Source organism: Bacillus sp. FSL K6-6540, from assembly GCF_038007545.1.
Map to the genome: position 1 here is coordinate 4042221 of NZ_JBBOXH010000001.1, position 13036 is coordinate 4055256.

The window sequence follows — 13036 nt, forward strand, 5'->3', positions numbered from 1 at the left end:
TCGTTAAAATGATAGCTCCATTTATGAAGCTGTCGATCATTCGCCTTTGTTTACGCTTTCCAAGCTTTGATTAGCGTGTCTGAACCTTTAGCTGGCTTGATATCGTTCCGAGGTGAATGGCTTCGTGAAGCAGCGCGAAGTTGAACAGGTCCCCAGCCGTACTGAATTGGAACGGTCCCATGACATACGGAGTTGAAAGCTTCTCGTCCAGCATATCCGAATTCAGCCCAGATAGGCGTGAAAGCTGAGCTGTTAACATCTCGACCAGCTCTTTTTTCGATGGAGGAGCCACCTTCCATTCCGAGGGCTTGGTTCCGGAGTTAAACAGTAAAGCAAACGAGTCCGGTATGTCTGATGGGGAACCAAAGCTCAGGGTAGCATACGTATCCATCCAATAAATGATATGGCCGACATTCCAACGGATGGTGTTGTTAAATCCTGCAGTTTGTATGTCGAACTGCTCCTCCGGTATAGCCTGCACCTGCTGCAGCACCACTTGACGTCCAATCTTCGCCGTATTGATTATCGCTTCGGACATGTTCATTTCCTCCTTTGTCATAATAAACGTTTGTTATGCTCCCCAGTATAGGTCGCACGGAACGTTACATCAATGCAGTGGACATTACCGGAACGTTAAGTATAAGTTAACGATAATGAATTGACAGATCAGGAAGATAACGCCACAATAATCGTGAAACATCCATTCCATGATGCAAGGGAAAGCAGGTGTGCAGGATGGAGTTAAAACAACTGCAGTATTTTATGGCTATATGCGAAGAGCTTCACTTCTCGAGAGCAGCCGAAAAAATGGGAGTCAGTGCTCCCAACGTAAGCCAGCAGATCAGGAGATTGGAAGAAGAATTAGGGGTTCTGTTGTTTGATCGCTTGGGAAAAACCATTGTTCTTACGGACGCTGGAGCGATTCTTCATGAACATGCCGCCGCCGTGTTCGGGCATCTGCAGCAAGCGGGCGATGCCATTGCCGATCTGAAGCAGATGCAAGGTGGATCGCTATCGATCGGCGTCTTGCCCGGTGACGCGGATCTCATGTTTAATGCCTTGCTGCTGGATTTCCATCAGACCTATCCCACCATCTCGCTGTCCCTTCTGGAAACCATGAAGGTCACGGAACAGGTTCTGGACCGAAGCATCGATATCGGCGTAACCATCGGACCCGTTAACGATGAACGTCTTACGTCAATTCCCCTGTTTCACGAGGAATTCTCATTGGCTGTACATAGGAACGATCCTCTTGCAGGGGAGAACTTCATCCCGTTGAACAGGCTGCGCTCCATGAATATGGTCATGTTTCCACCCGATCATCAATGCCGCAAGCTGATCGACCGCTTCTGCATGGACAACGGCTTTGCAGTGCAGCCGCATATGGTGACAACAACATTATCCTCCCTCCTCCAGATGGTACAGAGCGGAGTTGGCGCGTGCGTTCTGCCGCGACTTCTACTGGATAATCTTCGCAATACAGAGATCAAAGTCGTGCATCTAAGGAATCCTACGCCTTCTCAAGACATTTGTCTGATCTACCGCAGCGACAGATTTATGGGATATGCCATGCGCACATTCATCAAAAATTTGAGGGCATACATCGAGACGGCAATCCGTCATTCGAAGTCTTCATAGATCTGGGATCTTTCCGTGTTCAGTTGTTCACATGCTGGATAAGATATCAAAAAGCCTGATAACTCAGGCTTTTCTTATCGAATAAATGCAGCATTTTTGTGTCAAATGCTGCCCCAAAATTAAACATGCAATCACTAACTTTTTCAAATGATTTGCTGCGCAATCTCCCACACATGCCCTGCCGGATCTGTGAAGGCAGCGGTTCGGACACCCCACGGCCGATCCATTGGACCGTTAAGCAGGGTAACGCCGCGTGTTTTCAATTCGCTGCATACTGCATCTACATCATCCAACCGGATAGTAAACTGGAACCGAGATCCGGATTCTCGGATCGCGACGGTTCCAGGATGGATCAGACCGTGGGCTTCGGAGATATTCAGGAGGTTAATGCTCATATTTCCGAAATTGAACACCGCAGAAACATCGTCCTCATAAACAGCGGAAAAACCAAAAACTTCTTGATAGAACACCTTCACATTGTGCAAATCCTCCACAAACAATGTAATTACATCAACATTCAACGACCCTAAAGACCTCATACCTACACCCCTTCACACTCAAATCAACGCATATTCATCATAATAGAATTAAGGAATTGATATTTCTTTTTATTTGCTATGTCATTCCTATGAATATCTCATTGTTTCTTCATATCATATAAATTTCACTTGCGGCATTTTGTTAAGTTGCTCTTTTATAACGCGAGCTATGGTTTGGACTCCGATTTCAATGTGCTCCTCCACTACCTGCGATACGCTTAAGCGAATCACCGAATCCTGGGCAAACTCGGGAAGATACATTTTTCGGGCATCGTCTACGTATACGTTTTCCTTCTTCAAATCCTCAATCAACATCCCGGCCTTAAGCAGACCAGGTAACCGGATCGTTGAATAGAATCCCGATTGAGAAACCGAATATGCGGCGCTTGACGGCAGCTTCTCTTGATAAGCCTTTTGCAATAAGGCCGCTTTCCTGCTGTAGATGGATCTCATGCGCTGGATATGAGCCTTGAACATGCCGCTCTTCAAGTAAATTTCCAAAGCCCCTTGCATAAGGACCGGGGTATGGAGATCGGTAGCGAATTTGGCGCTAAGGAATGATTCACGCAGGAAGTCCGGAATAACAGCAAGCCCCAATCTTAAGCCGGGCAGCATTACTTTGGAAAAGCTTTTGATATATATGACCCTTCCGGATGGATCGTAAGCAAACATCGGATCCTGGTTCTTGTCAGGATCGAGATCGCCTAGATAATCGTCCTCGATAATGTAAACGTCGTATTTTTGGGCCAGCTCCACGATTTTTCGTCGTTCCTTATTGGAATAGCTGCATCCTGTCGGGTTATGAAACCTGGTCACGGTGTAGAAACATTTAATGTCGTTGCATTTGAACAGATGCTCCAGCCGTTCCATGTCGATTCCTCTCTCCGTTATTTCGATTCCGTAAGTCGTGGCCTGCTGAACCTTGATCGACTCGATCATACTGACATGAGTAGGCTGTTCTACGCAGATATTTTTTTTGCCATTAGGAAAGGGAAGCGAAATCAATAGATGAATCGCTTGCTGTGACCCGGATACCACGCAGATTCGGTCAGGAACCGTAAACACTTGCAGTTCTCGCAGATGCCGGGTCAGTTCCTCTCTTAACGAAGGCAGCCCCTGGATCTCCGAATAGGTAAACATCTCCTCTTTATATACATCAATCGCTTGATTGATGCAGTGCTGAAAGTCCCGGTAAGGCATGGCATTCTTGTCGGGGCCAGCTGAGAGAAAATCTATGACTCCCGTGTTAGCTGAACCTGAATGTCCGGAAGGCACCCGCTCTACAACATAGTAACCGCTTTTCGAGACGGAATAGATTTTGTGTTTTTTTTCCAATTCTGAGTATGCTTTGATGATGGTATTCACACTGCAGTCGAACTGCTTGGCTAACGCCCGTATGGATGGCAGCCTCTTCCCGGGTTTCAACTCTCCATTATCGATTTGCTGTTCGATGCTCTTCATGACCTCGGCATAGATCATATGGCCTCCTCTTCCTCTCCTCAATCTGTATAGGTACAAACGTTAAATAATCAGATTTACTTGCAGCACCTGTAACCATAGACTAATAGTATCAAAATGCATTTGATATGGGGAATTTGTTCTGTTCGATGGCCATCGAGACCATTCCCGAAATAAGATGTTCTAGGAGTGATGCAGCCATGTTACAGATGAATAAGAAAAACCGCCTATCCGCTTTTATCTTTATATTCCTTGCACTCGTTTGCTTGTTCGCATACTCGTCAAGTGCCGATGCAAAGCCAAGCTCCCATGGACTTGAGCTGGAACAAACCTTCCGGAAGTCCCACGCGACACTGGTCCTCAAGAATTTGAAGACCGATCAAGTATACACATTCAATTCTGAAAGGAGTAAACAGCGGTTTACTCCGGAATCCAGCTTTAAAGTGGCAAATGCCCTCATCGGTTTGGAAGTCAAGGCTGTTGCTGACGAATACGAAGTCAAAAGATGGGACGGTATCGTAAGAGAGTTTCCGGTTTGGAACCGGGATCACTCACTCGCTTCGGCTATGAGGGAATCAGCGATTTGGTATTACCAGGCGATGGCTCGCGATATCGGCCAAGAGCTGATGCAGAAATACGTGAATCGAATCCATTATGGTAACCGCGACATAACCGGAGGCATCGATACATTCTGGCTGAACAGCAGTTTGAAGATCTCTGCCGTAGAACAAGCGGAATTTATCGAAAAGCTCGTTGAAGAGAATTTGCCCTTTCAGAAGAAAACGATGAAAACGGTCAAGCGGATGATGATCGACGATGAACAGAATGAATATACGATTCATGGAAAAACCGGTTCGAGGCTGTCCGATATGGGGCTTGGCTGGTATGTCGGATATGTCGAAACGGAGAAAGAGACCTGGGTGTTCGCAACGAATGCAGCCGGCAGCGGTACATTCGCGAAGCAATTAACGCTGACAACATTGGAGAAGATGAAGATCTTGAATAATTAATAAAGAATTTGCGTCCCATCTGATTGATTACCTTACAACTTTAGAGATACAGAATAAAGATTGGAGATTCATGCCACCGGACATAATATGGTAACAGGGTCCTGACGAATAGATCGTCAGGACCCTGTATTTGTTTTAAGATTTCGAGCAAGATCATTGCTCAGCCTTCTATGGCTGAGCAATGAATGCTTGGACGGCAGCGGCCAATCCATGTAAATCATCGATTAGCGGGGAGTGTCCTGCATCCAAGGCTACATACTGAACTGGCTTTCCATGACTTGCAAAGTCTTCTTTGATTTCTTCCGTCATCTGCTGCGTGGTAATCAAATCCTTAACGCCCCAAATGACGAGGACCGGACATTGAATACGCTCCAACTCTCCTGTTCCATCCGCGAGTCCGTTGGATACGGAACTGATATTGAATCGGTTTGCGGCATCGGCAGCATCCACCATGTTTCGCTGCTTCATGCAGGCATCGATGTACTTCCCACGGGTGGCAGCATCAGACTCACGTTCATGAAACAAAAGGTAGTCCATCGCCTGAGCAAAGTAAGCCCGGTCCTGCCTCTGATTTGCTTGAAACGTCATGGCAAGTCCTGGGTCCTTGACTATTTCCTCTTTAGTCTTCAGACGATCGCCATCGGAATTCACGGCTGCATATCCTCTAGTCGAGATGGAGGCAAGCAGAATCAACTTTCGTACGCGATCTGGATAATCTGCCGCAAACTGCATGGCGATGCCTCCACCATTCGACCAGCCCATAACCATAACATGGCGAAGACCAAGCTGTTCTACGAATTGATGCAGGTCCGCGGAAAAGTCTTTCATGTCACCAATGGGATTCTGATAGCTGGACTCGCCGTAACCGCGCAAGTCTACAGCGATGAAGCGTTGGGTCATATCGGCATGCGTCAACAAGGGTTCCCACAGCTCCGAAGAAGCCATATTCCCGTGAATCAACAGCATGCAGGGTTCCGTACCTGTTCTTTCTCTATAAATCAGCGTTTCTCCATTAGGTAACAAAGCAGTTTTCACTTCAAGTTTCATGATGCCACATCCCCTCTTTACAAATCCCCTAGTTTATTCACGAATTTAACCGATAAAATGACGCTTGCCACACCCAATACGGTGAAAATGGCATATAAAAAGTCAGGATGCAGCGTAATCCGCAGCAAACCGAGAAAATTAGGGAACTGCATCAGGAAGACGGCGCAAATGACCGTAGGGATGACCGCCCTTTTCCATATTCCGAACCAAAATAGCGGAATCAATGAGGCAAGCGCGACAACGATGGAGTGTAAGGTCATTCGGATCGCATAATTCGCCAGGTCAGCTGCCGTCGGCGTTCCCGGGATGACATCCATCACTTGGTTGAGCGCATAAGTTGCAACACCGCCAAGTACGAAGGACACCAGCGTACCGAAGAAAACCGCCAACACAATGAACAGCACCTTGGCCATCACGAGCCTTTTTCGGCTGAGCGGATATCCAATTGAAAGAGCCATCGTCTTATTCTTATATTCTTCAATGAATACATGATTGATCAGGGACGCTCCGAACAATATAAACCCCATCTGAATGGGTATCATCAGTTCCAGAGCGGCAGCATAACTTTCTCCAAAACGAATCATCGGCATTTCGGCAAAAACGACCTTGAGAAAAAATACCGGCAAGAACATAAGAATGATCCAGTACGTAATCGCTTCACCGATCACTTTCTTACGATCCAGCTTCTTCCATTCCAGCTCGATTAATTTCAACATATCGGATTCACTCCTTTCCCTGAATTTGATGATAGAAATAGTCTTCCAATGTACTGTTATATTTTTGGATCTCCTCGATTTCAATCTCATGCGCAATCAGCAGTTTGGTAATTTGACTGGTCGATACGTCCTTATCATAGACTCGGATTCGCTGATCCTGCACGATTTTGATATTGGATATACGAAGCTCATGCTCAAGTAGAAAGGCGGCTTTCTGCACATTCGAGGTCATAAGTTCAATATAATCGGTACGCTGCTTTCGAATGTCGGACAACGTGACTTCGTCGACCAATTGACCGCGTTGAATGACGCCGATCCTATCGGCTACCTGCTCAATTTCCCCTAAGATATGGCTGGACAAGACAAATGTAATCCCATATTCCTGGTTCAGTGTTCGGATCAAATCCCTCATGTTTTTAATGCCGATCGGATCCAGTCCGTTCGTGGGTTCATCCAGCACGATCAATTCCGGCTTGGTGATGGCGGCCCTGGCGATGCCAAGACGCTGCTTCATGCCGAGCGAGAAATCCTTCACTTTTTTATCTTCGATTCCTTCCAATTGGACCAGGTCCAGGGCTTGACGTATAGCTCTCTTATCATAATAGCCCAAGTATTCGCAATGAATTTGGAGATTCTCAATGGCCGTCATGTGCTCGAAAAATATCGGGTATTCAATGATGCTCCCGACCCGCTTGAGGCCTTCTTTGGAGGTTTCTGAAAAATTCTTGCCAAACAGCATGATCGCGCCGGAGGTCGGAAGAATGAGCCCCGTCAGCATTTTCATGATGGTTGTTTTACCCGCGCCGTTTGGACCCAGCAAGCCATAAATCTCGCCCTTTCTCACATTGAGATTAACACTCGATACAATGGACATCCCTTTTACGGTTTTGCTCAGATCCGAAGTTTGAATGACGTAATTCACGAAGACCACCACCGTGTTTACAATTTGATTTCCTTTGTTATCTTTATCATAGACCTGAAAATGGACTTATTCCTTTCCCGTTCCTTACATGTTTCTTAAGAATCAATCGAAACGTGCGGCTGAAATAAAAAAGAGACGTTGAACAAGAGGACAACATCTCATGGATCAAGATTAGTAGGTTAATTGCTTAAATTTGCATGTGAAAATGGTCTTTTTGTCAGCCTCCGAGCTGCTTAGACTGATCCGTCCGTTCATTTCTTCCGTTAGGCGTTTAGAGATACTGAGTCCCAGCCCGCTTCCTTGAAATTGCGGATTCCGGGCATCGTCCAGGGTATAAAGTCTTTCAAATACGCGATCCTGATGAATCTCTGCGATCCCTTTCCCCCGGTCCCACACGTCTACGGCCACGTATTCTCCTTCTTCCCGAACCGTCAGCCCGAACACGCCTCCGTCGCTTCCATAGCGGATGGAATTCGATATGAGATTGCTCAATATTCGATGCAGCGCATCCTTGTTGCCAAGGAAATAAAAGGGCAGCTCCGGAATGTCGATCTCAACCCGAAGATTTCTGGAAACCAGCAGGTCGTAAAACTCAAGAACGCTGTTCCGGCAAACCTCGCTCAATGATATTTTGCTTAGCGGGATATCATAATCCTCAGACTCGATTTTGACAAGGTCGAAGAATTGATTAAGCAAGGCGATCAGACTGTTTACTTTTTCATTCAACCGTTGAATGACTTGCTCCTCGTCTTGCGCGGTCAACATATTCTTCTGATTCAGTTTTTCCGTGTAGCCGAGAATGACCGTCAGCGGCGTCTTCAAATCATGAGACATGTTTGAGATCATTTTCTTTTGGCTGTCCTTCGTTCTGGCATAATCCGCAAATACCTTCTGTTTGTTATCCAGCAAACGGTTAATCTGTGTGAGCAGCCGCCTGACGGCATCGTCGCCAGTGGGCACCAACACTTTCTCGGCTGTGTCCTGGTCCAGAATATCGGAGATTTTATTCGCTATCTCCAGGATGCTTTGATTTCGTTTCTTCTTGGAAACAAATAGCCATCCGATGATTGCAACCAATAGGGCAATGATGACGGATAAAAGATGGACCATGTGCTAATCCCCCATTTTATATCCGATTCCCCAAATCGTCCGAATGTATTGCGGAGCTGACGGATCCTCTTCCATTTTTTCCCGGAGTCTCCGGATATGTACATTAATCACGTTCTCATTCCCGTAATAATCTTCTTCCCAAATGAGCTGATAGATTTGTTCCTTGGTGAATACCCTGCTGTGATGGGTTAGGAGCAGCTTCAAAATATGGAATTCCTTCGCGGTGAGCGGCACGCTTTTTCCTTTGACTTTTACGGAGAACGAATGCAAGTCCAGGACGAGATCCTTAAACGTAATGACGGGAGGGTCTGCAGGTTTGCTTTCCGTTTCCGCGTATACCGTTGCCCTCCGAATGGCAGCTTGAACCCTGGCTGTTAATTCGATCATGGAGAAAGGCTTGCTGATATAATCATCCGCGCCAAACCCAAGGCCCATGGCCTTGTCGAGGTCGCTGCCTTTCGCAGAAATAATCAGAACAGGAACTTTGCTGGTCTCTCGGATATGTTTGAGCAGCTCCATTCCGTTTACCTTGGGGAGCATCAAATCGAGCAAGATCAGATCGAACTTCTCTTTTTGAAAAAGCGCGAGTGCTTCCTCGCCGTCGCGTGCCGAATCAACGCTATAATGATCCTGTTTCAGCTGGCTTTCAATCAACTGATTGATGTCGTTGTCGTCTTCAACGAGCAGAATGCGTTTTTGCATATCCTATGTCCTCCTGTGCATGCTCTGATCCATTCTACGGTTCCGATCCGAAACAGTAGTTTTTTCGATTTTAACACAATTTGGCATAATCTAGTGATCAATAGGAATTAAGCAATTACAGAAAAATCCCTTTCGCAGCAATCGGGTGCGGCTTCATGGGTGAAACAAAAAAATCCGCGTATTCCGCGGATTTATAATGCATGTATGTTGACGAAACTGCCGCTGTTTTTGTTATTTCCACCAAACGACAGCATGATCAGGCTCCGTAGAATATGCCGATGGAGCTATTACTACCGATTCCCCAATTTGAGGAGTGAGTATGTGCACTTGTTTTTGTTTAGCAGCCGTAGTAACACGTTCGATCGGTTCATTCCAGTCATGCAAGGCCAACGTAAACCCTGCCCAATGGATCGGAATCAACCATTGCCCTTTCACATCCAGATGAGCCTGCACCGTCTCTTCAGGCATCATATGAATATTCGCCCAACGTTTGTCGTATTGACCACATTCCATGAGCGTCACATCAAATGGGCCGTATTTTTCTCCGATCTCATGAAAATGTGGACCATACCCGCTATCCCCGCTGAAATACACTCGACTCTTGTTGCTGATAATGACCCAAGACGACCATAAGGTCGAATCGCGGTCAAACAGGCTTCGCCCTGAAAAGTGTCTCGCTGGCGTGCAGATGAGTTGTAGACCGTCTAACCCGGATGCATCCCACCAATTATGTTCGGTAATGCTCGATTTCGAAATCCCCCAGCGCTCCAAGTGACCACCAAGGCCAAGCGGCACATAAAAATGCTTAGCCTTCTCCTTAAGCTTCTGAATGGAGCTAAAATCCAGATGATCATAATGATCATGTGACAAAACGACGGCATCAATGGGAGGAAGCTTGTCCAGATCAATAGGAATATCCCTGCTATAACGTTGATTCCCAAAAACAGGGATTGGGGATGGAGACGTTCCTAACATAGGGTCGAACAGCAGCGTTTTCCCCTCGATTTCCAGCATGAATGCAGAATGCCCAAACCACGTTACACGTGTTAGCGCTTGTTGTTGTATACTTGCGGGATCTACTCGCTTTATCGGTAATGGAGAAGTCGGCTTCCGATTGGGATTCCGTTTCATGTAATCTCGTAATAGTGACATGAAGTCCGTTGCTCCCATCCTCATGGAGGTATGGATTGGATTCACAAAATGATTACGGTCGAAATTCGGGAGTTTGCGAAATTCGTTTCGTTTTTCCCTAGATACTCTTTGGCCGAATGGCGGATAATATCTCAGAAACAATGAAATGGATAGGATTAAAGCAGCGCATATTAAAAAAATGGTCATAGGGTTCTACCTCGATTTGTCCAATCTAGTCTAAGATAAAAGAATCGGATTACATAAATTGTAATGCTCCTTCTTACATTTAAGCTTTCACAGCATCCCAGCTCATAACTATAGCTGCTTCCATTTCCCGATCACCAAATCGGGTTCCGTTCTTCAGATGTGATTTCGCCAATTCGGCTACGGGTAAAATCGAATAAACGATCAACATATCCACATCTTCCGCTTTCAATATGTTCTGTTTCTTTCCCGTTTCAAACATCTCGAAAATGGGTTGGAACAGGCTTGCGGTCTCGTCCAAACACCATTTCTGGGGCAATGGAGAATTCATGATTTGCTCTAAAAATAGAAAATAGTCTTTGTGCGTATGTATAAACTCAACATACTTCCGGATGATCGATTCAAAGCGTTCTTTAACCGATCGCGTATCATCGAATCCCTGTAACATGCTCTTACTCATCTTGCCCTTCACCTTTAAGTAAGTTTTAAGCAGCAGATCCTCCTTATTCTCATGATAAATATAGATCGTTGCAGCCGATACATTAGCCTTCTTAGCTATTTTGGATATCGACGTTTCCGCAAACCCAATCTCATTCACTAATTGAATCGTCGCGTCAAAAATGGCTTCCACTTTGTTATCGTCTCTATGTCTCATGAAACAATAATAAACGATCATTCGTTTATAATCAAGAAACCGGGCCGGGAACTCCTCCCGAAACCCGGTTTTTGATAAGTTAGTCTGCCTGCTTCCTGAGTGCATTTTCTTTTTTCATGATGGTCTGTTCATATCTTGCGATTTTATCGTTCAAGCGTTCCAGTGTGTTCGTCATTTCTTCGATTTTGTCCCCCAGTCGATTGCGCTGTTCAATCAACAATCCCTTTCGCGTTTCAAGCGTGTCGTCGCCTTGTTGAAAAAGCGAAACATACTCGATCAGTACCTCGACCGGAAGCCCCGCGCCTTGACGCATGCATTTAACAAAATCAACCCATTTGATGTCTTCCTCCGAATAATCCCTGATACCATTTTTGTTCCGGTTTACTGGCGGAATCAACCCAATTCGCTCATAATAGCGCAGGGTATCCTGGGAAAGCCCAAACCTTTCGCTGATTTCTTTAATCGTCACCGTCATGTCTTGATTCACCTTCTCTGTTCAATACCTTTTCCTGAATAAGTCAGTTGTTAAAGCTATAAGGCGCCCACAACCCGGTGAGGTATGTACGGCTCTTCCAGGGAGGCCATCTCCTCCGGCGTGAGTTTGACCGTAAGCGCGGCTGCGGCATCCTCCAAGTGTGATATTTTGGTCGCGCCGACAATGGGAGCCGTGATCGGTTCTTTCTGCAGCAGCCAGGCGAGCGCAACTTGAACGCGCGGAATGCCCCGCTCATTCGAAATGCCTGCAAGCCGTTCCACAATGATCCGATCGGCATCCGCCGTGGCATCATACTTGGATTTCTGAACCATGTCCGTTTCGGAACGCTGCGTCGTCTCCGACCAGTCTCGCGTCAATCTTCCCGATGCTAGTGGGCTGTAGGGGATCACGCCGATTTTTTCGGATTGGCACAACGGCAGCATTTCGCGCTCTTCTTCGCGGTAAATGAGGTTGTAATGGTTCTGCATCGAAACGAACCGGGTCCAGCCATTCTTTTCAGCGGTATGCTGGGCCTTGAGAAACTGCCATGCATACATGGCTGAAGCTCCGATGTAGCGAACCTTTCCGGCTTTCACCACATCATGAAGGGCCTCCATCGTTTCTTCGATAGGCGTATCATAATCCCATCGATGAATCTGGTACAGATCGACATAATCGGTACCCAGCCGCTTGAGGCTCTTGTCGATTTCGCTCATGATTGCCTTCCGGGACAGCCCCATCCCATTGGGGCCCTCGTGCATACGGAAATGAACCTTTGTCGCCAGGACGATTTCGTCGCGATTCGCATATTCTTTCAAGGCGCGGCCGACAATTTCCTCGCTTGTACCGTCCGAGTAGACATTCGCCGTATCAAAGAAATTGATGCCAAGCTCCAATGCCTTTTTAATAATAGGACGGCTGCTCTCTTCATTTAACACCCATTGATGCACCCAGCGCTCTGCTACGCCAAATCCCATGCACCCAAGACAGATGCGGGAAACATCGAGACCGGTGTTCCCTAGTTTCACATACTCCATCATAATCCCTCCTTAGACTTAAGTTTATCACTTGGAGTTAACTCCAGGTCAATACGCAATAAACACTCATGATGTTCCGTTTGACTCTAACCTGCAAAAACAAAAACTCCGCGTTCATCACGGAGTTTCCTTTGCATGATTGTGTATTGCTAGCTTACGAATCGCTTTGAACCGTAGATAACGAAACGAGGACAGGACTGGCAAAGTCCGAAGCCTCCTCGCCTTTTGGATTGTGAAGACGGAACAGAAATGCGTCACCCGTTTCAGACTTCCATACGATATAATCGTTAATCCCTTTATCGCTTGAGGCTTGAAGGTATAGCTCGGCGGAGCCCAGCGGATGCTCGACGAGTTCTCCACTGTAATCGGAAACTTCGCCGGACGCCTCCAGT

Annotated in this window: 14 protein-coding genes; 2 read left to right on the forward strand and 12 right to left on the reverse strand. The window is 46.5% G+C overall.

All coding sequences use genetic code 11. The annotated features are described in order from the left end of the window. Positions 1-70 precede the first annotated feature (70 nt). Entirely contained in the window at positions 71-538 is a 468-nt protein-coding gene (locus MHH82_RS17705) for a DinB family protein (protein ID WP_251496478.1), read from the reverse strand. Positions 539-735: 197 nt separating this feature from the next. Here MHH82_RS17705 and MHH82_RS17710 point away from each other — a divergent pair, with 197 nt between their 5' ends. Then, the gene (locus MHH82_RS17710; protein WP_340967066.1) at positions 736-1638 is read left to right on the forward strand and encodes a LysR family transcriptional regulator; all 903 of its coding nucleotides are present in this window, start codon (positions 736-738) and stop codon (positions 1636-1638) included. Positions 1639-1781: 143 nt separating this feature from the next. Here MHH82_RS17710 and MHH82_RS17715 read toward each other — a convergent pair whose 3' ends face one another. Both MHH82_RS17715 and MHH82_RS17720 read right to left on the reverse strand, forming a co-directional pair. Next, positions 1782-2177: a VOC family protein gene (locus tag MHH82_RS17715; protein ID WP_015735700.1), complete on the reverse strand. Its 396-nt coding sequence runs from the start codon at positions 2175-2177 to the stop codon at positions 1782-1784. A gap of 114 nt (positions 2178-2291) precedes the next feature. After that, positions 2292-3656 (reverse strand): aminotransferase-like domain-containing protein, encoded by a 1365-nt coding sequence (locus MHH82_RS17720; protein WP_340967068.1) that lies wholly within the window; start codon positions 3654-3656, stop codon positions 2292-2294. Between the two features lie 179 nt (positions 3657-3835). On the opposite strand from MHH82_RS17720, the gene blaOXA reads away from it, so the two are divergent. Then, positions 3836-4645 (forward strand): class D beta-lactamase, encoded by an 810-nt coding sequence (gene blaOXA, locus MHH82_RS17725; RefSeq protein ID WP_036660740.1) that lies wholly within the window; start codon positions 3836-3838, stop codon positions 4643-4645. Between the two features lie 168 nt (positions 4646-4813). Here the strand turns inward: blaOXA and phaZ are convergent, their stop codons facing one another. The 9 genes from phaZ to MHH82_RS17770 all read right to left on the reverse strand — a co-directional run bounded on the left by phaZ (position 4814) and on the right by MHH82_RS17770 (position 12644). Further along, positions 4814-5692, reverse strand: coding sequence for an intracellular short-chain-length polyhydroxyalkanoate depolymerase (gene phaZ, locus MHH82_RS17730; protein WP_340967071.1), 879 nt, complete (start codon positions 5690-5692; stop codon positions 4814-4816). A gap of 17 nt (positions 5693-5709) precedes the next feature. Then, complete coding sequence (locus tag MHH82_RS17735) at positions 5710-6408, reverse strand: ABC transporter permease (protein WP_340967074.1); 699 nt, start codon at positions 6406-6408, stop codon at positions 5710-5712. 7 nt (positions 6409-6415) lie between these two features. Next, positions 6416-7330, reverse strand: coding sequence for an ABC transporter ATP-binding protein (locus tag MHH82_RS17740; RefSeq protein WP_145038272.1), 915 nt, complete (start codon positions 7328-7330; stop codon positions 6416-6418). Positions 7331-7501: 171 nt separating this feature from the next. Next, positions 7502-8440 carry a sensor histidine kinase gene (locus tag MHH82_RS17745; RefSeq protein ID WP_036660744.1) on the reverse strand — a complete coding sequence of 313 codons (939 nt, stop codon included), beginning with the start codon at positions 8438-8440 and terminating at the stop codon, positions 7502-7504. A gap of 3 nt (positions 8441-8443) precedes the next feature. Next, a complete protein-coding gene (locus MHH82_RS17750) occupies positions 8444-9142 on the reverse strand; it encodes a response regulator transcription factor (RefSeq protein ID WP_036660745.1) in 699 nt (232 codons plus the stop codon). Positions 9143-9373: 231 nt separating this feature from the next. Continuing rightward, positions 9374-10294, reverse strand: a complete 921-nt coding sequence (locus tag MHH82_RS17755; RefSeq protein WP_397359564.1) for an MBL fold metallo-hydrolase — start codon at positions 10292-10294, stop codon at positions 9374-9376. Between the two features lie 265 nt (positions 10295-10559). After that, on the reverse strand, positions 10560-11108 hold the full coding sequence (locus tag MHH82_RS17760; protein ID WP_260871407.1) for a TetR/AcrR family transcriptional regulator: 549 nt from the start codon (positions 11106-11108) through the stop codon (positions 10560-10562). 103 nt (positions 11109-11211) lie between these two features. Beyond that, complete coding sequence (locus tag MHH82_RS17765) at positions 11212-11607, reverse strand: MerR family transcriptional regulator (RefSeq protein WP_222125848.1); 396 nt, start codon at positions 11605-11607, stop codon at positions 11212-11214. 56 nt (positions 11608-11663) lie between these two features. After that, complete coding sequence (locus MHH82_RS17770) at positions 11664-12644, reverse strand: aldo/keto reductase (protein WP_036660748.1); 981 nt, start codon at positions 12642-12644, stop codon at positions 11664-11666. Positions 12645-13036: the final 392 nt, after the last annotated feature.

Bases quoted from the DNA above. Each gene is read 5' to 3' on its own strand.
- MHH82_RS17705 (WP_251496478.1), bottom strand. From the start codon at position 538: ATGTCCGAAGCGATAATCAATACGGCGAAGATTGGACGTCAAGTGGTG.
- MHH82_RS17710 (WP_340967066.1), top strand. From the start codon at position 736: ATGGAGTTAAAACAACTGCAGTATTTTATGGCTATATGCGAAGAGCTT.
- MHH82_RS17715 (WP_015735700.1), bottom strand. From the start codon at position 2,177: ATGAGGTCTTTAGGGTCGTTGAATGTTGATGTAATTACATTGTTTGTG.
- MHH82_RS17720 (WP_340967068.1), bottom strand. From the start codon at position 3,656: ATGATCTATGCCGAGGTCATGAAGAGCATCGAACAGCAAATCGATAAT.
- blaOXA (WP_036660740.1), top strand. From the start codon at position 3,836: ATGTTACAGATGAATAAGAAAAACCGCCTATCCGCTTTTATCTTTATA.
- phaZ (WP_340967071.1), bottom strand. From the start codon at position 5,692: ATGAAACTTGAAGTGAAAACTGCTTTGTTACCTAATGGAGAAACGCTG.
- MHH82_RS17735 (WP_340967074.1), bottom strand. From the start codon at position 6,408: ATGTTGAAATTAATCGAGCTGGAATGGAAGAAGCTGGATCGTAAGAAA.
- MHH82_RS17745 (WP_036660744.1), bottom strand. From the start codon at position 8,440: ATGGTCCATCTTTTATCCGTCATCATTGCCCTATTGGTTGCAATCATC.
- MHH82_RS17750 (WP_036660745.1), bottom strand. From the start codon at position 9,142: ATGCAAAAACGCATTCTGCTCGTTGAAGACGACAACGACATCAATCAG.
- MHH82_RS17755 (WP_397359564.1), bottom strand. From the start codon at position 10,294: ATGTCACTATTACGAGATTACATGAAACGGAATCCCAATCGGAAGCCG.
- MHH82_RS17765 (WP_222125848.1), bottom strand. From the start codon at position 11,607: ATGACGGTGACGATTAAAGAAATCAGCGAAAGGTTTGGGCTTTCCCAG.
- MHH82_RS17770 (WP_036660748.1), bottom strand. From the start codon at position 12,644: ATGGAGTATGTGAAACTAGGGAACACCGGTCTCGATGTTTCCCGCATC.